We start from the raw sequence: 26,673 nt of genomic DNA, 5'->3' as shown, positions 1-26,673 counted from the left end.
TATAATAAGAGAATGAACTATCATGATAAATAATGTAAAAGTTAAGGCATTAACAAGATCTTTTAAAGAAGAGCCACACTTACAGCGCAATCTTAATAATCGTCATATTCAATTTATTGCAATCGGCGGTGCTATTGGGACAGGACTATTCATGGGATCAGGTAAAACAATTAGTCTAGCAGGACCATCAATCATTTTTGTTTATATAATAATAGGATTTATGCTATTTTTTGTAATGCGTGCTATGGGTGAATTACTATTATCTAATTTAGAATACAAATCTTTTAGTGATTTTGCTGCTGATCTACTAGGACCTTGGGCAGGATACTTTACTAGTTGGACTTACTGGTTTTGTTGGATAGTTACAGGAATTGCTGATATTATTGCAATGACATCTTACACACAATTTTGGTTCCATGGTATTTCTAATTGGCTTTCTTCTCTTACTATATTATTTTTTTTACTAGGATTGAATCTCGCAACAGTCAAAACATTTGGTGAAATAGAATTTTGGTTATCTATAATTAAAATAGTAACTATTATGTTATTAATATTGATTGGTTTAAGCATGATATTAATAAACTATAAATCTCCAACTGGTAACATAGCCTCATTTAGTAGCTTATGGAACTATGGTGGTTGGTTCCCAAGAGGTATAAATGGATTTTTTGCTGGCTTTCAAAATGCTATATTTGCTTTTGTTGGCATTGAGCTACTAGGAACGACGGCTGCAGAAACAAAAAATCCAAAAAAATATTTACCTCAAGCAATTAATTCTATTGGAATGCGTATAATTATGTTTTATGTATTTGCATTAATAATAATTATGTCAGTAACGCCATGGAGTTTCATAGTTCCAGATAAAAGTCCTTTTGTTGAATTGTTTGTGCTAGCTGGTTTACCTGCAGCTGCTAGTATTATTAATTTTGTAGTCTTAACTTCAGCAGCATCCTCAGCTAATAGTGGTCTTTTTTCAACTAGTAGAATGCTTTATAGCTTAGCAAAAAATGGTCAAGCTCCTCAGAGCTTTGCATTATTATCTAAACAAGTAGTGCCATTTGCAGGTTTATTTTTTTCTTGTTTTTGTTTGCTTGGAGGTGTAGGACTTATATATCTTATACCTAATATAATTACCATATTTACCATGGTAACTACAATTTCAGCAATTTTATTTATGTTTATTTGGTCTATTATTTTATGTTCTTATATTGTTTACCGTAAAAAGCGGCCTCATCTGCATATAATATCAACATATAAAATGCCGTATGGAACAATAATGTGTTGGATATGTTTAATTTTTTTTATTTTTATACTAATATTATTAACATTCAAACAAGATACATGTAATGCATTAATGATTGCACCATTATGGTTTATTATTTTAGGACTGAACTGGATGTTTATGCATAAACATCATAACAAATAATTTATTTTATTATTAAATAATGATAGATATATAAATAATTAGTAAGCAACATAAAATTAATTAGTTAATATAGAAAATTATACAATATATTTTAATTAAATATCTTTATCTACAAAGTATTTTTAATAAACAATATAATATCTTTAAAACTTCATATCATTGATATGATGATTCATAATGAATGATTATATAAATGAATAAATAATCTATTAATTTTAATATAATATATTACTAATAAAATATAATATTAATAATTAGTTAAAAGTATAAAAATTTTTATATTAAAATGATTCATGAATAATATAATATATTATAATTATTAATATTGTTCATAATATTTAATATTTATTTAAAATAATAAATTGACTTTCTTATCTAACAAATAATATTTTTATATATATTATACTATATAATAATAGTATTTAATTATATTTATATAGTAAATAAGAACAATGTAGATATTATTCTCTAATATAATATTAAATCAATGAAATATATACCACAAAATAAATAGATCAACAAATATTAATATTTATTAATATATAAAGTAATTAAATATTATTAAAGAATATTTAAAGTCGTATAATAAGATAAAATCTTTGACTATTAAATATATCTGTATATCTGTATATTATTATATTAAATAATATATCTTCTTTATATGCGCGATTTACTTCTCAAGTATTTTTTCTGTAACATCAATTAAGAAATAGTTTTATTATTAATAATATAAAATATAAAAATATTATTCTTAATAAGAATGAATTAATGATTTTAAATCATATAAATTTTTTTAGCAAATAACTATCATAGAGTATAAAATATATATAAAGTAAAACTATATATATTATTCATAATATGAATTATGACAGCATCTTTTATAAACAATTAAATTATAATTAATTGTTATTAAAAAATACAAATAAGCACAAAAGATTTTTTAGATTTTTATAAATTTATTTTTTCTCTTATTGAAATCAATTTATATATAGATAATACTGGTAATCAAAATAAAATATCATATCGATTTAATACAGATTATTTATATAAAATATAATATTATTTTTATTTTTTTATTACGATACCTTTAGACTGAAGATCAGCATGATAAGAAGAACGTATTAATGGACCACTAGCTACATAATTAAATCCTATGTCTAAAGCTTTCTTTTTTAAATAATTAAATTCATTAATATTAATATAACGCTGCACAGGTAAATGGTGTTTACTAGGTTGCAAGTATTGTCCAATAGTAAGCATAGTAACACCATGCAAGAAGAGATCATGTATTACTTGAATAATTTCTGTATTAGTTTCACCTAAACCAACCATTAAGCCAGATTTCGTAGGAATATTTGGATGTATTATTTTAAAATTTTCTAGTAATTTTAAAGACCCATTATAATTAGCTCCTGGACGAACTATGCGATATAATCTTGGTACACTCTCGAGATTATGATTAAATACATCTGGTGGTGTTTTTGTTAAAATTTTTAATGCATCATTCATACAGCCACGGAAATCTGGTACTAAAATTTCAATAATTGTATTAGGACTTTTAGAACGTATTGCATAAATACAATTCGCAAAGTGCTGAGCTCCTCCATCATGCAAATCATCACGATCTACAGAAGTAATAACAACGTAACGTAACCCCATTTTAATGACTATTTGTGCTATTTTTTTTGGTTCGTTAGTATCTACTAGTTTCATTGGACGACCATGTGAAACATCGCAAAACGGACAACGACGGGTACAAATAGCACCTAAAACCATAAATGTAGCAGTTCCTTGATTAAAGCATTCAGATAAATTAGGACAGGATGCTTGCTCACATACAGAATGTAAGTTATTTTTACGCATCATTTCTTTAATAGTTTGAATGCGAGTATAGTCTGCTGGAAGTTTAATTTTTATCCATTGAGGTTTACGCAGTATGTTTTTTTGATTGATATGATTTTTTTTTAACATAATAAAATCCATTATATTCGTATCATAAAATTATACACCACATGTTATACATTCTTTTACTTATAATCGCAGATCTTCCAATCATAGAACTCAACAGTGTTATAACCTAATATTTGTGTAAATTTCTCAACTAATATTACTTGTACATCTTTAAGTGTAACGTTAATATTTAATATGCTAATTTGTGTCATCTTTATATCAGTAAAACCGCAAGGATTAATCTGATTAAAAGGACTAAGATCCATGGCAGTATTTAATGCAAGTCCATGAAATGAACAACCTTTATAGATACGTAATCCTAAAGAACAAATTTTTTGTTCATTAACATAAACACCAGGAGCATATACTATAGAATGGGCTACTATACCAAAATACGCAAGAGTATCAATAACTGCTTGTTCTATATTATTTACAAGTTGTCGTGCGCTATATTTATTGCGTTTTAAATCAATAAGGACATACATAATTTGTTGACCAGGAGCATGGTAAGTTATTTGACCTCCACGATCGCTTTGAATTACAGGAATATCTCCTAATGTTAATATATGTTTATTATTACCTGTTTTTCCTTGAGTAAATATAGGATAATGCTCCAATAACCAAAGTTCATCAAATGTATTCTTTGTACGTTGATTTGTAAAAGTATACATAGCTTTTACAATCGGCATATATTCTTGTAGCCCCAGTTGACGTATTAAAACTTTTTTTTGTTGCATACTAATTATAATCCAGTAATATAATTAATAAAAAATATTTTCATTAATAATCTTTATTTAAATACTTTATTTATTATTAAATATTAATATTCAATAATTTATATATTATTATTTATTTGTGATACTTCTATAAACTTGAAGTATAAACTATTACAGTTAAATTATAGACTGTATATTCAAGTATTATAGACGTTTTAATATAATAAATATAATGATTTATTTTTTTAAGATAAACATACAATTTATAATTTGTATTAATAGTCTAATCAATATATATTTATCATTGTACTTTATTTATTTCAGTAAGAATAATACGATAATATTATTAATAAATAATAACTAAAAATATTGTTGAATTAATAGGTTATATGATCAGTTAAAGTAATATATTTAATATATAAATTATATGTATTCATTTTATTATATTTTATTTTGAGATATCATTAAATAATAATATATATAATACAATTGTATTGTAGGATATAGTATTACTATATTGATTATTCATTAGAAACATCATGCTGTATCAAGATTTATTTATAATATTATAAATATTTTATAAACTATAAATTATATTTATAGTCAACATATCTATGTGTTAGATTATAATTAATAATAGTCATTCTTAATAAAAAACATACAATATTTTTAATATTTATTAGCTAACTATTATCAATAGTAATATTAATATTTTATAACAATTAAAATATTAAATATTTATTATTTATATTAAAATACTGAGGATCACTATGAATGAATTACAAATATCTATGATTTATTAATTTGATTACATATTTATTAGAAAATACTTTATAAAATTATAGTTAATAACTATTATAATAGGTTTAATGAATTATATATTTACCTAATCAGGTAATTCAATAATTAATATTACAATCATAATAAATAGTTTTTTTAAATTTGTTATTTTAAGTATTAAATAGTAATATAACACAAAAATTATCATTAATTCTATGTAATATATATTTTATTATTAAGAATAAAAATATAAGTATTATTTTAAGTAAATTTTAAAAATTTTTTATATTATATAAAATAATAATGATGACATTATTATACCAAAAAAATTATATTTATTATTTAATAATGATTACTACATATATTTAACTGAATTATTAAAGAATTTAATAATTATCATTATAGATAATAATTTTATTATTTATATATATCATCATATGATACGTACATTATCTATATTAGATAGTTATTCATAATATATTAATTAATATAGGTTGGATTAATTTTAATAAAAAATCAATATAAGTATACTTTTACTAATCTAATTATTGGATAATCATTAAAGAAAATTATACTGTAATAAACTATTTATATATTATAAAATAATATTGTATGTTTTATAATAAAATTTATATGATATAAATCAACAAACGAGAAAATATTAATTATTTATTTTTTTATATTGATTTGTAATATTCGCTTATTACTATTAATAACATAATTTTTAAATACAATATTTAATATAACAATATTAGTATATTATGATATACTATTTGATGATACATTAATGATTAAAGATATATACTAAAAATAATTTTCTTAGTGTCACTTAAGCATTGCTATACTAAATAAGACTTATTCATATTATTTAGTAAATAATATAATTTATCATTACTTAATAAAACTACATTTACATCTTTTGATAAAATAATATGTCTTTTTAAATAATTTAATATGATATGTATTTATAAATAAATACATATTCACATACATATGAAGTTATATTAACATATTTTAATTATATGAATGATTTCTTAAAAATTACTTTTTAAGTATTTAGGAATACAATTAATATTTTAATAAGAAAATATTAATTATTTCCTTATATAAATAAAATAATAAAATATATTATTAATGATAAAATAAAAATAATTTATTATTTTAAACTTTATATCTAATTTACTATATAAGATTCTGTATATTATACTAATAATGTATGATTGGTATAATAAATTTAATACTTAATGTTGTTTACTTATGCAATATATCTCAAATTAAATGATATATTTATTAATTTTATATTCATCTAATCTTGTATATTTAAAATTAAATACTTGTAATTATTTAATATCATTAATAATGAAATAAATGATATCTATCTGATAAATTGTATATGCTTGATAAGCATATGATTGATAAAATAGATAAATTTTAATTATTAAATCTTAAATTATACTGCAGATACTTATAAAGTATAAAAAATTATATTTATATGCTTATAGTATCATTAAAGAAAAGTATCTAGTTATATTTATATTGTATAATTAACTAAAAGAATAATAATATGATTTATTAAAATTTTATTATATAATTAACACAATGATTATCATATAATATTTAGAATAGGTATAGCATAGGTTATTTTAATCATATCGAACAAATATACTATTGACTCAATAAATTATATTTTGTTTATTTTATGAAAATATCTGTAGTTAAATAAATATTTTCTATATTATTACCTTAAAATTATAATAGTTATTGATAAGGATATAAAAACTCTGATTTTACGTTATAATAAATTATTATTTTATGATATAAGTACTTAATAAGTATGCTATATCAATTATCTTTACTAAAATAATAAATGCATTTTTTCAATAAAATAAATAATTTATATTTTTTGTATTCTTAGATAATAAAATATTGTTACAATACTAATTATAATAATAAATTCATTTATCTATCTATTTAAAGATAATCTGTAATATTTTAAGATAAAATATCTTAACGTAAATTAAGATATTTTTTAGAAATACTTAATTCAATAAATTTTATTTACTAATTATTATGATATCTTTTGGTTTTACTATGTAGAGAATTTTGTTAATTAATATTATTTATATATTCTTAATAAAATATAAAACATATTTACGAAAGTTTATAAAAAATATTTTATGTATTCTTAAATATATCTATATTAATTCATATCAAATACAATTTTAAATACTAAAAAATAACATACAATTATTCATAAATAATACAAAACATATTTATTCTATTTATTTACTATATAACTCATATATATCATAGAAATAATTTAAGGAACTTCTCATGCACTACGTAATCCAATATATTAAATATTAATTTTTTAGTACAGTACAATAAAAAGACAAACTTAATTTAATATCTTATTGATAATTTTTAGAAATGTAGATGTTTATCTCAATAATGTATTGAATAGTTGGATAAAAATAGATGTTATTAATGCATACAAAAATAATAAATATTACTTGGTATATGTTGCATGGTGATCAATAGAATTTAAGGATAATTTATGAACAAAACTCAACTCATTGCTGTGCTTGCTGCAAAAACTGATTTATCTAAAAATCAATCCAAATTAGCTTTAGAAACTATTCTTGCGACAATTGTGGAGTCCCTAACAAAAGGTGATATTGTACAATTAGTTGGTTTTGGCGCTTTTAAAGTTAATTATCGTAATGAGCGCATTGGTCGCAATCCACAAACCGGCATGAAGATTAATATTCCAGCAACAAAGATACCAGCATTCGTTCCTGGTAAAATACTAAAAAATGCAATAAAATAATTCATTGTAGATAGCTTAACTTGTATATAAAATACTGTAATATTAAAATATTAAATATTTTAATATTTTAATAAATCTATAATGATATTACTTGATCATCAATAAGTTACGCTATCATTGTAGTATACAATAAATCTATTCTTTTTTATTTATTATTATCATACATATTAGTATAAACAATGAAATTATGTTAATTATTAAAGAATAATTGTACATAAAATGCACTATAACTAAATGTATACAGCTTGTGTATACATTTAGTTAATTTAACTATATAATAATTATATTAATTTTCTATAAAAGATGTTTACACAATATTATCTAATCACTTAACTAATATTAGTGAGGAATAAAACAATTATAATATATTTTATTTATAAAATATTCGATGTATTATAATTTTAAAAAAATGATCTAATAACATCAAGTGCATGATACTTACGAAACAATTACTAATATTTATTATATAGAATTTATGAATGTTACTATTTACTTGATGGATGTATTAAGTAGTTACTTATGTGAGACTGAATATAATACATAAAATTATTATAATTAGTCATTATTCTTATAAATAAAAAATATTTTATAAATAAATAATATTCTATTTTAGAAAAGCTGTATTATTTCATTAATGTTAAACATAAATAGTATATTATAAACATTTTAATTTAAATAAAACACATAAAATATATTTATACTTAAAGATAATTTTATAGTAATATTTAATTATATTTATAATATACTATCTATATAGTAGATAGGTTGTTATAATAATTAATTATATTTATTGTAACAATTAATTATTTTTCTATATCATTGCAAACTGTTATATAATTAATACATTAAATATTTCTCTGTTATTAATAGTATAACGCTATAGATAAATATATTATTTATTATCAATAATATACTTAAAATTTTTTAAAACTATAACATATATACTATATTTAACTATAATGACTAATATTATTATTACATGTAAATATAATACTTTTAACACACTAATCATATATGATGATATCAATACTATGAAAACTATTTTATTAGTATAAATCTTAATTAATTATTTTTTATTTAAACTACTTGATAAATATACATATAGTAATCAAAATATTATAAATACTCTACCATAATATAAAATTAAAATAATTTTATTATTCATTGAATAACATAATAATTAAAATATACAAAAAAATTTTAAACACATATGATATACAGTAATCATTAAAATAATAAATATGTTAAGCCATATAAAAAAATTTTTTTAATAAAATTAAATATTTATTGTATTAAAAATATTTGATAAAAATATTATGTATATTATGTATATTTATAAATAAAAGATATATTATGTTAATTAAATAATAATTATCTAATAATTATATTAAAGATATACTTTTAATATAAAATAAAAAATTTAATTTTATATTATATAATAATTATATATCTGCTAAAACCACATAAAATTTATTTTTTATAAAAAGTAAAAATATTTTTTTAAATTTTATTAATATTATTTTAATTTTATTTAAAAATATTTTTTAAAAAGTAAACCAAAATTTTTTTAAAATATCTATTTTACTAAACTATTTATTAAGATTTTATATATTACTTTATATAATTATATGTTATTAAAATAATATATAATATTAATAAATATTGATATGTTTAATTAAAGTGAAATACTGTATAGTATAAAGATTAAACAGTATTTATATCAAGAATATTGATAATCTATTTGATTAAGATGTAATTATGATAATTACGATATATTTTAAAGATTTAATATTTTCATTCATTATGAGTAGATAACATATATATTACATAATATTTTGTATATTATTAATTAATAATAACATAACTATTTAATAAACTTAAATAATTATATTTAATATATTTTTTCTTTCTACTAAAAATAGAACATTATGTATTCTTGTTTTTCAATAAGATAATTATCATTTTAATGATTAAATTTTATATATTACTATTATAAAATAATATATTTAATATATTAATTGAAAATTATAATAATATATTTAAAAAATATTATTTATTCACTCATATATTTATCTTAGAGCTAATTAATCTATTAATTTATTAAAATCATATAAATATTAGCATAGAAAAAGCAATCATAAAGAGTAAAATAATGATAACTGAACCAATATAATTGCATAACAATATTACTACTATGGATAAAAAACTAATCAATTTAATAGTTAATCGTTTACAATTAATAATAAAATTAAAACAGGTAAAAATGACTATGATAGTATGTCGATCGATTTTTTTTGAAAAAGATACTATTGGCTGCTTGCCAAAGAAAAGCTAAAAATATGAGTATTTAACTAAATTTAATACAAAACATTCTACGTCATATTATACACGAATGTAATGTTTATAGAAAATGTATTTTTTATAACTTTAAAACTAAATTTACGTAAAATAGTTATTATTGGTAAAATATTCAAATGAACATGTTATTTAAAATAATGCTACATATGTCTGGTGATAAAGTTTATTCTTTTTAAGAAATAATATTGGCCTAGAGCAAAAACATATAATAATATAGTTATAGTAATTATTAGTGTAACAATGCATCTAACTTAAGAAGTAATTGCGCGTTTATCAATACTTCCTGTTAATTGCATACTAATAGATTTCAGTTCAGTAAAACAAAAATCATTATAAGGAATATTAGTTGTGTATCAAAGACCAATATTAGGATTACACCTTATGTTTGGTCTTAATGTTACTAGGTTCACCAAACAGATAATCATATATTATGATGGTAGAATACCTGAATTTTATCAATGCTTTCTAAAACAAATATAAGTTTGGGGAACTAAAATATATTGTATAAATTCTGTTAATAATAATCAGTATATCACTTTTATTAACGCATTAGGTCATTTTACAATTTTTATTGATATGGCATGTGACTTCACTGAAAAAACAGTATTACTATAATAATTAATAATGCTATCTTCTTCATCTTATTAGTTAGAATTAGTAATGATTAATCGTTTTTATTCAGATCCATAATTATATGTAAAGATTATTATCTCTTCAAAAAATTATTTATCACTTATTAAACATTATTATAAATTCTTTAGTCAGGTAATATCTTTATTAGTAACTAATGATAAAACTTTATTTATTAATAGATCTCAAACAATAGAACATTAGTTTAATAAGAAAATTTAAATTTTTTTAAAAAGCAAGTTGTACTTTATTATATTAGACTAATGATTACCGTAAATAAAATATTTTAAAAAGTATATAATAGCAATACATATCAGTTAAAGAGCAAATATAAAATAGTAAAAACATATAAATAATATTAAATATTAAGAAACTTTTAAACTAAAAATTTAATTACTTTTTACTTAAATTAAAAGTTATTATGCTTATAATAATAAAAAAAATAAATAACTAATAATTTATTTTATAAATTTTTTAAAAAATTAAAAATATTTATTTGAATATATTGAAAATATTTTATTACGTTATAAATAAGTATATTTTAAAGATCTTGGAATATTTATATTACATTATCATGAATTTTAGGAAATCATTCATTATATCTATATTGTATAATAAAAATTACACTTAATTCTTGATCAAGAATTCATGTCTTTTATATTTTAGAAAATTTAATATTTATTTTAAAATTAGTATATTTTAATATATTTATATATGCTAGTTAAGAAAAATAACTTATATCTTATAAGATATCATCACTTTTACTAATGTTGATAACATTAATATCATTATTTTTTATAAAAAAATATTTTATGTCAAATAACAATCTAGTTGAAGTAATGAATAATGATAATAATTTTTATTAAAAAATTATTTTATCCTAATAAAGAGAAATAATATATAATCAAAGTATAATACAAAATATATATAATAAAACATGATTATTGTAATAATTTTAATATATTAATGATTATGACTAAAACTATAAAATTTAATAAAATATATTTGGTTAACTTATAACAAGATAATTATTTAAAGAATAATCTTTCTATAAGTTAACTTTTTAAAAGAAATTAGACTATGTAATTTAACTAAGTTAAAAATAATTATATTATTAATAATTTACAGTATGATTTATTGCTATTAAAGCAATAGTATAAAGATATACAAATTATTTATAATTAAGATAGTTGTATTATATACAAAATTATTACAAGTTATTATATTTTATATATAATATACTTGTAATAACAAGTAAAGTATATACTAATACAAAATAACTATCTACGATATTCAAATCATATATAAATTTAAGTATTTTCTAAATAACATTAATATTTTATATGTTATTTATCATAACTGATTATAGTATATTTATTTTTTATGAAAAAATAACATTTTTAATTATTAAACTGGAACTATATTTTCACTCGGATAACATCCTAATATTTTTTGAGAGCGAGTAATGTAATTTAATGCTTTTAAAGCTTTTTTCATGGCTATATCATTAACATTAATCTGCACATCTAAATAAAACATCTCTTCCCAAGGATTACCATGGATAGGACGTGATTCTAACTTTGTAATTACAATATTATGTTCACGAAATATTAAAAGCGCCTCTGCTAATGCACCTGATTGCTGACCAGTTGCTATAATTAATGTTGTTTTAGCTGGTACTTGATATGATACTTTAATTGCTTTACGTGCTAATATAATAAAACGAGTTATGTTTTGTTGTTGATTAGCTAAGTCTTTTTCTATAATATGTAGCTTGTAGAGTAATCCTCCAGCTTCACTACCAATAGCTGCAACATGTGGAGAATTTAATTTTGCAACAATTTTCATTGCAGTAGCAGTACTGTCGCAATATTTAATTTGCCATTCTGGAAAATTATTAATAAATTTACTACACTGTTGAAATGGTTGTGAATGACTATAAACTGTTTTAATATTACTAAGTAACGTATGACTTGCTGTTAGTATACAGTGATTAATAGGTATTGTTAATTCTCCTATAATTGATAAACTAGTGTCTTGTAAGAGATCATATACTTCATTAATCGATCCTGAACTTGTATTTTCAATTGGTAATACTGCAAAATCATCCTGCCCATTTTCAACATGATTAAAGATATCTTTAAAACTATGACATCCGGATTCAATTAACTGTTCAAAATGACGATTAGCATATTGACGGGCTGCTATATGAGAATAAGATCCTTTAGTACCAAGAAATGCAATACGAGCTGATTGTTTTGTTTTTTGATTATATTGATTTTGTAGTAAAGATTGTTGAGTTAATACAGAATCTTCAATAATTATTTGAAATAATTTAGTAATATAATCATCATTAAGATTAAGTGTTTTACCTTGTTCTATTAATAAAGCTAGTAATTCACGTTCACGTTCTTTATCTCTAATTGGGCGATGATTTTTTTGTTTAGCTACGGCAACAGACTCTGCAAGAGTGCGACGTTCGCTCAACAATGCAAGTAATTTACTGTCAATAGCGCTAATCTGTTTACGTAATATTAGTAATGGGTTATCTATGTTCATATCAAGCCTTTCTTTATATTAAGTTTGATTATGTATTACATAATAATAAAAATCAAGAATATCTGATTGACTTTTGTGAAACTTTTATAATTTCCTTATATACATGTATACATGTGAAATACAACTTTATTAATAAACATTGTAATACAAAATAATACTAAATAAAAATCTAGTTATAGTTAATATATTAGTAATTAGCATTACCTTACTAAGGTGATGCTAATTGTAATACTTTATATTATAATTTTTTATAAGCAATCTTTAACGAGATTCATAAATAATATAATTATTTATTGATATGACTTTATATTTTATTTTAAGCAAGTAATATCTTTAATGCTATTTTAAGCATATTTGTGTATATTTAATCTTTATATATAATTTTTTATATATAATATATACTGAATAATAAATAACGTAAATGATATAGATAATTTTTATTTTTTGGTTGAATAAGTATATATATGATATATTGATTCTTAGTATATAACAGGATATATTCTAAGTCTTTTAAGGATATATTAAATAAATATATTTATCACATATTTATATATGCACTTATACACAAAAATAATATTTATTAAAAAATAAAAAATTTTATTTATTAATAATTAATTTATTTTTTATAGATATATTAATATTTACTGTATTCATTATTTTAATAAATACAATATTATTTAATATATAAGAAATATAGTTATTTATTTTAATAAATATTATTATTTTCTATAAAATAATTAGTTATATACTCATATTAAGAACCAGGATAAATAATAAAAAATATTTATATATTGTACTTTTATGAAAAAGTAAAATTTTTATTACTTTTAATATATTTGACTACATATTATTACAATATTAAACATTTAATAATTTACTATAATTGTTATATATGATAAAAAATTTATTTAATAATAAAAATATCATGATTAATGATAGCATAATATAATTTTTTTATAAAATATATAGAAATGATATTAATTATTGTCTTGTAAATTTTATATATTAATAAAATTCTTTTAATTATTATGTTTTTTTAAAAAATTATAGCTATTTTTTATATACCAAACAAAAAAATATTTTTATTTAAGAACTTAAGTAAGTTTATAAAAATTATTATATTATTTAATAACTATATTAAGAGAAAACATTTTTTTTATTATATTATATGTTTAAATAAATAAAAATAAAATATTAAAATAAAATTATTTAAATTAATTAAGCCATACTTATTATTAAAAATAACTTATTTGAATTTTATAAAAATAATAAATATATTTTATCATATAATATAATTCATAAGGTTAATTCATAGTATGAATGATATAAAATATAAACAATTTTCAATAAAATTGTTACTTTTTAAGTAAATTAATAATTACTTAAATAATAACAAAAAATTATTATATTTTAATAGTTAGTATTTATATATTAAAAATTAATATGTCTTTATAACATATGTTATTTAAAAATATATAATATGTTTATTTCATGAAAATATAATAATTTTTTAATTTATATTATTTAATAAAATGATATTTTTTACTATTATATAGTAAGATATATCAATGTAATATGCATTAAAATATGTAATTTTGTTATATATTAAATATAATATATATTATATACATTATTATTTTAAGGAGCATGATATAATATATTGTATCTTACCTTATAAAATAACTATAATATAAAGGTATATTTGTTATTTTTATTAAAATAATTACAATGATAAAGATTCTAAATAAAAAATATTTTCTTATTTTGTGGTATATAATCATTAAAATTTTTATAATTAATAATTATTTATAATATTAATTATTTTTAATAAAATATAAGTCAAATTATTATATATATTTTTTTAAAATATATTATATATAAACTTATTATTTTAATAATACATGGTTATTTATTATAAATAATAGTATGACATATTGTAAAATACATGCATAGCTGATATATCTACTATACTCTCTACAAAATAAATTTTACAGCACTATACTAATTTCGATTAAATCACAAGAAGATAAATATATTTTATATATATCGAGTTACAGTACTAAATAAAAATTAAACTTAATTCTTTACTAACATCAGCTGATTAAAATAAATTATAAAATAATTTTTTTAAAAAAAATTTCTTAAATTGCTACATTTTACTTAAAAAGTAGATTCTATAATATATTTATATTTTAATATCTAAGTAATAGATATTTTTTGAAAATAATTATTATTTTAATTAACTTGTAATAGTTAAGTACAGATTAGTATAAACATAATTTTATATAAAATAATATATAAATGATGTATTTATAGAATAATTTAATGCAAGAGTATAATTTTTTAATAAAATATAATAAATATTAAATATAATATTATAATAGTAATTAAAATATATAATTTTTATAAAAGAACAAAATATGACACAAGAAATAAAACTAACTGCAACAATAATAGAATCACAATTAGGTTATCGTCTAGATCAATCTTTAGCTCAATTATTTCCTGATTATTCACGATCTTGTATAAAAAAATGGATATTAGATGAACGAGTTCAAATTAACGGTAAAATTATCAAAAAACCTAAAGAAAAAGTTTTAGGTGGTCAAAAAATTATTATTAATGCATTAATAGAAGAAAAAACTTGGAAACCACAAAACATTCCTTTAAATATTATCTATGAAGATAATGATATTGTAGTAATTTATAAACCACATAACTTAGTAGTACATCCTGGTGCTGGTCATAAAAATGATACTATGCTCAATGCATTATTATATCACTATCCATATAGTGTTCATTTACCGCGTGCAGGTATTGTACATCGATTAGATAAAAATACTACAGGTTTGATGGTCGTAGCAAAAAATTTAATTGCTCAGACTAATTTAATTCAAGCATTACAGAGATGCAAAATTACACGTGAATATGAAGCTATAGCAATGGGTATAATGACTACAGGTAGTAAAACAATAAAAGATCCTATCGCTCGACATCCTATAAAACGTACACATATGACTGTAAGTCATTTAGGTAAACCAGCAATTACGCATTATCGTATTATGGAAAAATTTCGTATGCATACGCGTTTATGTTTACGTTTAGAAACTGGCCGTACGCATCAAATACGTGTGCATATGGCACATATCGGGTATCCACTTGTTGGAGATAATATATATATAGGTCGTCCTAGACCTCCTAAAGGAGCATCCAAAGAACTTTTATATGTACTAAATAATTTTGATCGTCAAGCACTACATGCAACAATGTTACGCTTATATCATCCTATTAGTGGAGTACATATGGAATGGCATGCTCCATTACCTAGAGATATGATTGAATTAATTAATGTATTACGGACAGATATTAATTATATAAAAAATATATAATTTCATTATAAATAAATTAGTAATATTATATTTATAATGTTATTGATTGTATATCATATATAATTAAATATTATTAATGACTTCTTGTACTAAATAATTTATTTATAATAAAATTATATATAATCTACTAACAATTATATATTGTGTTATTCTTTTTTAATATATTATACTTACTATAAGTATATATAGGTATATATAGGTATATATATTATATGCAAACATATTTATTATGTTGAATTATATTAAGAGATATTGTAAGAATTTTATATAATATATAAATATTATGTTATAATAATAAAATTAATATATATTAATCAAGTTACTCAAGTTATAAAATATTATTATATGACTATATATTAAATAAATATCTTACATAAAGAAATACTTATTTATTGATAAAAGATAATATTAAAATTATATACATTTATTTTATGTAATCTAAAATAATGATTATAATTATTTAATCAGAAAATTATTATTTCATAATTTTGTAACATTTTTTAATGTTGAGGATTATACTAATAACAAAAGTATTTTATTTGTAATATATTAAATTGGTATGTAATTATGTATTTTATTATATTAAATTAATATGATTATAAATAAATATTAAATATCATATACTATATATTACTAATAAATAAACACATTAATTATTATTAACAATATATATCATAAATTATTAATTAAGATATTAAAATTAAATTATAATATTATGTATTAATGTTATGATCATTATACTTATAAAAAGTAATATATTAAAATAAGTTACTATCTAATTTAATTGCATATATATTAATATTTATATATTATCTTTTAAATTAAAATTTATAATGTATCTGGTATTATAGTTAATCTATTTAATAAGATATATTAATTATATATAACAAATTATAACAATTTATACAATCTTTACTTTATATTTTTTATTTTATTTATCAAATAATTATTAATAATAAATAATGTTATATATAATTAATATTATAATTTTTAGTATTTCTAGTTCTATTCTTAATATATTTACTAATTAATTTAAGTATTGTAACTTAACTAAAAATATTAATATTAAAAATTTATCATTATAATAAAACACTTAATTAGTATTATGTAATATACAAATGTTATATCAGATATCATAACTACTTGATAATATATTCATTACTATTAATATAAACACATAAATATCGTATTTGTTTGTAATATATTAATCAAAATAATTATATTATGTGTTAACAGAATATTATATTTATAATATTTTTAAGGTATTATTGTATAGTACAGTAGATAAATGATCTAACTATAATAAATTTTTAATTTAATAATATTTACAATAATAATGTATCAATATAACAATATTTTTAACAGAAAATAATATATTATTTGCTGAATTTAAGTTAAAAAATTTAATTTAATAAAAATATTATTTTTAATAATTAAAACTTATTAAGTTTGTATTAAATATACTACACAATATTATGGATTTATATTTTAATATTACAACAAAATTAAAAATATTATATTGCAGGGGCGGAGAGATTTGAACTCGCGACACCCGGTTTTGGAGACCGGTGCTCTACCAACTGAGCTACGCCCCTAAATAGTGATAAAACTTACTTATGTAAATAATAACTTATTTATTTGTATAATAGATAAACATTATTAATAAATAATTTTTTATTTATTAATTATTTTTATTATTATCAGTAATAAATTTTTTTGAACATTATTACTTATCATAATTAATTATTGTATTATAGCATATGTAATTTATATAAACTAATTATAAATAGCATAATAATAAAAACTTTTTAAAAATATAAGATTATTAATCTAATAAATAACTTATGTATTTAAAAATACTATAATTTTTAATACTATGATAAATAATAATTATTTAATATTTTTATAAAAATTATATACCTGTTTATTCAAGTATTACTCATGGTAGTATAAGTACTATTCTTATAATAAGAAAATTCTTATTAAAATTTATTTATATAAATAACCATTAAATATTTTGTATAATTAAGAGAGTCATTCATTACGTTTATTATTATTTAATAATATTTTTTCATGATAATGCTCAATAACAAAATTAATATTTTTTATATATTTTATATTAATATAGACTAATTATATGATATAATTTATTATGCTAATAATATAAATAAGATAAAATAATTATTTAAATGTTATTCAGTATAATGAATGCTAAATACCTTATATATGCTGTTATTATTAATATACTAATAATTAGTTTTTAAAAAATATATTAATCATTATATAATAGAATAATATTTCTTAAAAAAATTTTTAAATATAAAAAATCTATCACTATAATTAATATATATATTATTAAGATTGATTGGATAATACAACAATCATTTATTAATTGCAAAATTGTTATTACTAAATTATAATGTATTAATAAATAATAGAATAAAAAATATTTTTTTGTTTACTAAGTAAATTTCAAAATTCATTAAAGATCAATAAGTAAAACGTTTTTACTAAAAATTAATATAATAACACATATACTAATATTTTTATACTAATATAAAATATGCTAAATTATTTATATTTATTATTCTAATATAATATTAGAATATTATATATCATATAAGTTACTAAGTAAATAAGATATATTGACTATATGATAACTAATTAAGATTTTTTATTAAAAAATATTTTTTATTATTTAATAAGTTAATTATTGAATATAATTGAAATAAATATAACAATATTAATTAATTATACTGTATTCTCTAAAAGAATTATATACATAATTGAGTATGTAATTATATGTTAAGATAATTTAATAAATTAATATAGATATTTAAAAGTAGTATAATATTTTATATATATTATATAGATCAATAAAAAATAAAAAATATTTTAATATAAAAATTAAGATATAACATTAACATTACATACAAAATAGTTATTATAATAATATATAATAAATTTGTTAATTATTACCTCTGGTTTTATAAAAAATTATATTATGCCTTATAAATCAATGCAATTATATAATTTATAATTATTAAAAAATATATTAATATATTCTAATAGATAAAAATAAAAATATATAATTACTATTATCGTTTGGTATTGCCTTAAGATTCATTTATTTAATATATATGTATTATTTAATACATATATATAAAAAATATATCATCATTATAGTTATATTGATATATCTAATATATTAACTTATATGTCTAATATATAAAATATCATTAATTTATAAAATCATTATATTAATTATTTAATTTTTATAAGTATTCAAATAAACTACTACCGCACATTAAGTACCTATATTATTTTTTATCAAATATTTAATTTTTTATGAAAAATCTACTTTATTAACTATATATCACTTCATTTAATTATCATGAAATTCACTATTTTATTGATCATATTATTTAAATAATAATACATACATATATATTATTAATATACTAAAGATAATAAATCTATATTATTATAATAATAATATAATTATATTATTTTTCTCAAATTAAATATTAAAATATAATATTAATTATATTGATAATAACTTATACTACTTCATAAAAATTATTATTTTATATACTTTCAGAATTAACTTACTAATTATATTTAGTTGAAATTAAAAATCTTTAAAATATAGTATATATTAATTACTAATTATATAGGTTATATAGATTTTATAATTTATTAATATTCTATATTGCATATCAATTACATATAATAATCTATATTTTTTAATAATAAATAATTATTAATATCAACATATTATTTACTAATTTCAAACAACAGATAACACTTAAATATAATTATATACATTCTATTATATATCTTTATATAAAAATAATTTTATCTTAAAATTTTTTTAAAAATTAATTATTTAATATAATTATTCAAGTATAATAAAATAAATAATTTATTTATTATAACTCTTATTTTATAAAAGAGTATATTACATGTAATATAGAATATTATATAGCTATATAATATATTAATATACAAAAATATAATATAAAAATTATAAAGTATTTATTAAATATTTTTAAAGCAAAAATAATAATAAAATTATTATTTTATTAAAAATAGTATAAATTTAATAAATATTAAAAATATAATTTTTATTATTTATCTATAATGCAAGATATTTTAAATAAAATTCATTTTGTTTTAAAAAAACTATTTTAATATTAATATGATATAAATATTTTATGTATCTTAAATACACTAACTAAATCGAATAAAGTATATTATTGTTATATCTTGATACATAATTATACTAATATGATTATGATATTAATATATATTGTGTATAATATTATCTTAATAAATTATATTTAATTTAATCTTCATTAAAATAAATATTTAATAACGTAATATGATATTATCATGAACTAATTATATCAGTTGATATAATTAATAATAAAATAATACGTAATACTTAAATATACCAATTAAATAAATTGGGATTATTATGTCTTCTAAAATTGGAAAAATAATGCGCAAATCAATTATAATAGGAAATTGGAAGTTAAATGGTAACCAGAATATGGTTAATGAATTAATTCTTAAGATACGTCAAGAACTTGATCAAATAATAGTTTCTTGTACAGTAGTTATCGCTCCACCAATGGTTTATTTAGAACGCGCTGCGCATGCTTTAGTAGGGTCGAATATATTATTAGCTGCACAGAATGTTGATATTAATACAATTGGTGCTTTTACAGGAGAAACTTCTGTACAAATGTTAAAAGATATTGGGGTTAAATATATTATTATAGGTCATTCTGAACGACGTACTCTTCATAAAGAAAATGATATTTTAATTGCAAAAAAATTTATTGCAGTAAAAGAAATGGGGTTAATACCTATTTTATGTATTGGTGAAACAGAAGCACAAAGAAAATCTGGTAGTACTTATATAGTTTGTGCACATCAACTAGATTCAATATTAAAAATCTTAGGCACATCTGATATTTTTACAGATGTAGTTATAGCATACGAACCAGTATGGGCCATTGGTACTGGTAAATCTGCTACCCCGAAGCAAGCTCAAGATATACATAAATTTATTCGTAACCATATTGCTCAATATAATATTAAAGCTGCTCAAGAAATTTTAATACAATACGGTGGATCTGTCAATTCTATAAATGCTGCTGAACTATTTATGCAGCCAGATATTGATGGCGCATTAGTAGGAAATGCATCTCTAAAAGCTGATACTTTTGCTCTAATTGTTAAATCTTGTAAATAAAATTATATAGATAAATAATTATTTATTTTTTTATAGATGTATAATGTTAATATTGTATTTATCTTAAAACTTTTATTTTTCAAGATAAATACAATAATCTTTAAACGATTATAATATCTCTTTGATCTCTATCAGAGATATTTTAATAATTCAGTATAATATAAAATATTTTTTTATTTTAACATTACAACCTTCTATAAGGTATTTTAATTTTTTTATTAAAGATTAATTATTGACTACTATAATGATATTAATAAATAAAAATAGTATATATGATATATAATATTTATTGCATATATAAATAATATATTCTTTCTATAATAAAATTATATTATTTATATATTATCATGCTATACTAACATATATATTATTTAATAACTTCAATTTTTTAAACATTAGTGTAGTAATTATAAAATGTTTATAAAACCATAGTAATTGACATAATCATATAACGATAATGCCCTTGTATTTAGTAAAATATTTTTTAATAATAACAATTATTACATTTTATCTTAAACAACAAACTAGATAGTAAGTATGATATTAATTCAATTAACTAAATAATAATATAAAAAATAAAAATAATTATAATATTTAATAACGTAATATATTATTAAGCTATTTTAATAAAAAATAATGTATAATAAAAGATTTAGCATAATATAATACATTATTATATGTAATAACTTTTATATTAGTATTACTTAATATTTTAATATAACTAATAATATATAGATTATATGATAAAATGAATATATTTTATTTTAAAAAAAATTATTATATAATTTATTATCAAATAATAAGATACATAAAAATTATATTAATAATATTATATATATTAATAATGAAAATTTTAAAAATTATAACTATTATAAAAATTATATTATATTTAATTATAAATATATTTCTTACTACTTAAACCATGACTAATATTATTATTTTAATAAAATTATATTAATCATTTTATTATTTGTAATATAACTGAAATATATTCTTAATTAACTAATTATATAATAATATTATTTATGTAATGTTAATAAATATTATTTAAACAGACCTAATATTTAAATAAATTTTATTATTAATAATAAAATAATTAATATTTATTAATTAATAATAATTATACTGATAAAATATAGTTTTTAAAAATATATTTTTTAGAAGTTAAATTACTTTAAATTATTTTTTATAGATAATTAAAGTAATATGTATAATAGATTCTCTTTGAAACATTACCAATAATGTTCACTAGTAATATGACCTGGCTGACGACGCAAATGTTTTACCATTCCACGCGTATCTTGTAATACTTGTTTAGTATCACGTACCATTTGAGGATTACCACACATCATTATATGACTATTATTTGAATGAATTGTTAACCCTACAGAAGATTCTAGTAAACCATTTTGAATAAGCATGGGTAATCTTCCATATAAAGATTGCGTAACATTTTCACGACTAATAACAGTTTGAATACGTAATTTGCCTTTATAGCGCTGTTTAAGATCTTGCATCAATGCTAAATAACTTAAATCCTGTAAAAAACGTACCGCATGAACTAACACAATATTCTGAAAGCGATCAAGATCTTTTCCTTCTTGCAAAATAGATAAATATGGTCCTAACCCAGTACCAGTTGCTAACATCCAAATATTTTTACATGTAGTAATTTCATCTAAAATAAAGAATCCAGAAGACTCTTTACTAATTTGTATATTATCTCCTATTTGCAGTTTATGTAAATATGGACTTAATTTACCATTTAATATCGTTACTATATAAAACTCTAAATTATTATTATTAGGGGCATTAACATAGGAATATGCTCTTTGTACACGCTCACCGTTAATAATTAAAGTAAGTTTAGCAAACTGTCCTGCTATAAAATTATTGATTGGTGCTTGCACTGTAATACTAAACAAATTACTAGTCCAATGTTGCACTTTAGTAATTATACCTGTAACTAATTTTGTCATAATTAAAAACTCCTAGTATATGATATACAAAGTACATTACATTAAGAATCATAATCTAATACAAATTATATCTATGATAATAATTATAAACTTATACTAAAAGATACGCAAATAATAATTTTATTAATATCTTAAATATATAATTAATGATTAATTTTATAATTATATAAAATTATTACAATATATTATATAATATTTTAATATTTATTAATTATGATATACAATATATAATATACTAATAAATATAAATTATTTTAAGTAAACATATAGACAATGCTTAAGTCATTATTAATATTAGAATGCAAAATAATTTTAGTAAAATTTTTTAATAAATTTAGAATATATTATCTTTTTAAGTACATATATGAAATATATAAAAATAATTTGTTAAATACTTATTAAGTATAGGTTGCTTTATAAGATATAAATAAAATTATATAATTTTACGTACTATTTTGCTTAATTATCCTTGTAATAATTAGAAATATATTAATTAGCAAAATTATTAATTAATAATATTTTATTTTTAATAAAACAATAAATAAATTATATTATGTTAATAATTGATATTTATATCGAAATATAATGCATTTTTAATAAACTATTAAATACATAAATCTTTAATATTCTTAAATTATTCTTTTATTATTAATATAAGCTATTCTTAGTAAAAATTATTAATAATGATTATTTATACCAATAAATAATTATTATATGAGATTAATATTTTGTGTTTATTTCTATTCGCAAAATACCTAATGTAAAAATTATATGATTTATTTATTATTAATACAGAAATTATATATTTATATATTATTTTTTACTTTATAATATTGAATTAGTATTAAATTATTCAGATAAATAAAATTTATCTATTTTCTTAAATAAAATAAATATAGTTACTTGTTTTAATTAAAATTTAATATTTTTTATAAAAAAATAGTATATTGATAATATTTTGTAATATTTAAAATATCTAATTAAATTATTTTTTTATTTAATTTTCTAAAATTAATTAAAAATATTTATTGCATAATACTTCTTATAGATAATATTTTATAATGAACGTCTTAATTATTTATAATATTTTATTAACTTAAAATAACTATTATTAATTTAATTAATATGCAATACTATATATATTAAATACATGTTATCAACATTATTTTTAAAAAAAGAGCAATTAATATCATATATCACATTAAATTTTTTTGAAAATTCAACATATTTAAACTAATTATTACTATAATCACATATAATCATTGACTAAAATTTTGTATTTTATAGATGAAAATAATAAATATAATATATTACATTTGCATACAACTATTAAGCATATTTGTTATTATACATTATTTATAATAAAAAATAATGTTAACTTATATAAATAATTAAACAAATGCATCAGAAAAAACGTATATTAATTCTTCAAAGATTACAAGAAAAAAATCCAAATCCAAAAACTGAGCTTATATATAATACTCATTTTGAGCTACTCATAGCTGTATTATTATCAGCACAAACAACAGATATAAGCGTAAATAAAGCTACATCGCAACTTTATAAAGTTGCTCATAGTCCCAACGATCTTATAAATTTAGGTATTGATAATATAAAAAAATATATTAATAATATCGGACTATATAATAAAAAAGCAGAAAATATCGTAAAAACTTGTCGTATTTTATTAAGCAAGTACCATGGAATAGTACCGAACAATCGAGCAGCACTAGAAGCCCTTCCTGGAGTAGGAAGAAAAACAGCCAATGTAGTACTTAATACTGCTTTTAATTGGCCTGTTATCGCTGTAGATACTCATGTAATGCGTATTTGTAAACGTACAGGTTTTGTAAGTGGTAAATATACATATGAGATAGAACATCAATTAATGAAACGAGTACCTCAAAAATTTAAACTACATTGCCATAATTGGTTTATTCTACATGGTAAATACACTTGTAAAGCATATAAACCTAATTGTAGTTCTTGTATTATAGAAGATCTATGTCAATATAAAAAAGTTTTTCTCTAAAAAATAATTTATGAAAAATTAAATATAATAGTCTGTAATAAAAAATAATATTTTTACTAGATTATATTAAATAAATTTAATGCATTATATAAATATATATTTTAGATCTCGTATATATAATATTGATAATTTTTTATAACAAAATAAATTTATTAAAAAATAACTCTTATAGTTTATATTATTGTTGCATAAAAGCTATCTGTCGCTAACATATTTTTTAATAAAATGTATTACTATATTAAAAATAAACTTACAATTCTATAGATACTTATATACTTTGATTAAATTATTTTATGATATTTATCTGTTTATTATTATAAATTAGATGGCTTAATATTATTTTAAAAAGTAAGTATCATATATTTATATATATGATATATATTTTGTTGTCATTAATAAAAGTATGATATTATTGATCATTAACAATGTAAGTATAATTATACTAATAACTAAACATAAATTTTATCTTGTTAAAATAGTTCATTCCTTATATTTTACTAATTATTTTGAAATAAAGATAAAATAACATGGTTATATTCTTTTAAAGAATCAATATATAGATTTATATAATAGTATTTTTTAATGAAAAATTCTTCAATATATTTTTTTATTGATCTTATAAAGAATGAATAATATAACTAACTTAATAAATACTATTTATAGTAATAATATTTAAAATATTTTTTATAACCATGATTATTGCTATCTATTAATATTTTTATTATTTATAATATAAAATATTAATAATAATGATTACAATA

Annotated in this window: 11 protein-coding genes and 1 tRNA gene; 7 read left to right on the top strand and 5 right to left on the bottom strand. The window is 17.9% G+C overall.

The window, feature by feature from the left end; all coding sequences use genetic code 11:
* The first annotated feature begins 22 nt into the window (after positions 1-22).
* On the top strand, positions 23-1,426 hold the full coding sequence (cycA, locus tag GII40_RS00205; protein WP_226813407.1) for a D-serine/D-alanine/glycine transporter: 1,404 nt from the start codon (positions 23-25) through the stop codon (positions 1,424-1,426).
* 1,065 nt (positions 1,427-2,491) lie between these two features.
* Here the strand turns inward: cycA and lipA are convergent.
* Together lipA and lipB are read right to left on the bottom strand one after the other, a co-directional pair.
* A complete protein-coding gene (lipA, locus tag GII40_RS00200; protein ID WP_226813406.1) occupies positions 2,492-3,409 on the bottom strand; it encodes a lipoyl synthase in 918 nt (305 codons plus the stop codon).
* Between the two features lie 44 nt (positions 3,410-3,453).
* Positions 3,454-4,113, bottom strand: a complete 660-nt coding sequence (gene lipB, locus GII40_RS00195) for a lipoyl(octanoyl) transferase LipB (protein WP_226813405.1) — start codon at positions 4,111-4,113, stop codon at positions 3,454-3,456.
* A 3,316-nt stretch (positions 4,114-7,429) separates the two neighbouring features.
* Here lipB and GII40_RS00190 point away from each other — a divergent pair.
* From GII40_RS00190 to GII40_RS03150, 3 genes are all read left to right on the top strand, one after another.
* A complete protein-coding gene (locus tag GII40_RS00190; protein WP_226813404.1) occupies positions 7,430-7,702 on the top strand; it encodes an HU family DNA-binding protein in 273 nt (90 codons plus the stop codon).
* Positions 7,703-9,875: 2,173 nt separating this feature from the next.
* Positions 9,876-10,037 (top strand): hypothetical protein, encoded by a 162-nt coding sequence (locus GII40_RS00185; RefSeq protein ID WP_226813403.1) that lies wholly within the window; start codon positions 9,876-9,878, stop codon positions 10,035-10,037.
* 371 nt (positions 10,038-10,408) lie between these two features.
* Positions 10,409-10,540, top strand: a complete 132-nt coding sequence (locus GII40_RS03150; protein ID WP_276310602.1) for a hypothetical protein — start codon at positions 10,409-10,411, stop codon at positions 10,538-10,540.
* A gap of 1,557 nt (positions 10,541-12,097) precedes the next feature.
* Here the strand turns inward: GII40_RS03150 and pheA are convergent.
* On the bottom strand, positions 12,098-13,249 hold the full coding sequence (gene pheA / locus GII40_RS00180) for a bifunctional chorismate mutase/prephenate dehydratase (protein ID WP_226813402.1): 1,152 nt from the start codon (positions 13,247-13,249) through the stop codon (positions 12,098-12,100).
* A 2,420-nt stretch (positions 13,250-15,669) separates the two neighbouring features.
* On the opposite strand from pheA, the gene rluD reads away from it, so the two are divergent.
* Positions 15,670-16,638 (top strand): 23S rRNA pseudouridine(1911/1915/1917) synthase RluD, encoded by a 969-nt coding sequence (gene rluD, locus GII40_RS00175; protein ID WP_226813401.1) that lies wholly within the window; start codon positions 15,670-15,672, stop codon positions 16,636-16,638.
* A gap of 1,522 nt (positions 16,639-18,160) precedes the next feature.
* On the opposite strand, the gene GII40_RS00170 is transcribed toward rluD, so the two are convergent.
* Positions 18,161-18,233: transfer RNA gene (locus tag GII40_RS00170), tRNA-Trp, on the bottom strand.
* A gap of 2,909 nt (positions 18,234-21,142) precedes the next feature.
* Here GII40_RS00170 and tpiA point away from each other — a divergent pair.
* Complete coding sequence (gene tpiA, locus GII40_RS00165) at positions 21,143-21,901, top strand: triose-phosphate isomerase (RefSeq protein ID WP_226813608.1); 759 nt, start codon at positions 21,143-21,145, stop codon at positions 21,899-21,901.
* Positions 21,902-23,133: 1,232 nt separating this feature from the next.
* Here the strand turns inward: tpiA and fpr are convergent.
* Complete coding sequence (fpr, locus tag GII40_RS00160) at positions 23,134-23,880, bottom strand: ferredoxin--NADP(+) reductase (RefSeq protein WP_226813400.1); 747 nt, start codon at positions 23,878-23,880, stop codon at positions 23,134-23,136.
* Positions 23,881-25,279: 1,399 nt separating this feature from the next.
* Between fpr and nth the strand changes: the two genes are divergently transcribed.
* A complete protein-coding gene (gene nth / locus GII40_RS00155) occupies positions 25,280-25,912 on the top strand; it encodes an endonuclease III (protein ID WP_226813399.1) in 633 nt (210 codons plus the stop codon).
* Positions 25,913-26,673 lie beyond the last annotated feature (761 nt).

The sequence above is a fragment of the Candidatus Profftia lariciata genome, assembly GCF_020541265.1.
GTDB lineage: Bacteria > Pseudomonadota > Gammaproteobacteria > Enterobacterales > Enterobacteriaceae > Profftia > Profftia lariciata.
The sequence above is the reverse complement of the archived record's forward strand: the minus strand, read 5'-3'. Positions and strand labels throughout refer to the sequence as shown.

Bases quoted from the DNA above. Each gene is read 5' to 3' on its own strand.
- cycA (WP_226813407.1), top strand. From the start codon at position 23: ATGATAAATAATGTAAAAGTTAAGGCATTAACAAGATCTTTTAAAGAA.
- lipA (WP_226813406.1), bottom strand. From the start codon at position 3,409: ATGGATTTTATTATGTTAAAAAAAAATCATATCAATCAAAAAAACATA.
- lipB (WP_226813405.1), bottom strand. From the start codon at position 4,113: ATGCAACAAAAAAAAGTTTTAATACGTCAACTGGGGCTACAAGAATAT.
- GII40_RS00190 (WP_226813404.1), top strand. From the start codon at position 7,430: ATGAACAAAACTCAACTCATTGCTGTGCTTGCTGCAAAAACTGATTTA.
- pheA (WP_226813402.1), bottom strand. From the start codon at position 13,249: ATGAACATAGATAACCCATTACTAATATTACGTAAACAGATTAGCGCT.
- rluD (WP_226813401.1), top strand. From the start codon at position 15,670: ATGACACAAGAAATAAAACTAACTGCAACAATAATAGAATCACAATTA.
- tpiA (WP_226813608.1), top strand. From the start codon at position 21,143: ATGCGCAAATCAATTATAATAGGAAATTGGAAGTTAAATGGTAACCAG.
- fpr (WP_226813400.1), bottom strand. From the start codon at position 23,880: ATGACAAAATTAGTTACAGGTATAATTACTAAAGTGCAACATTGGACT.
- nth (WP_226813399.1), top strand. From the start codon at position 25,280: ATGCATCAGAAAAAACGTATATTAATTCTTCAAAGATTACAAGAAAAA.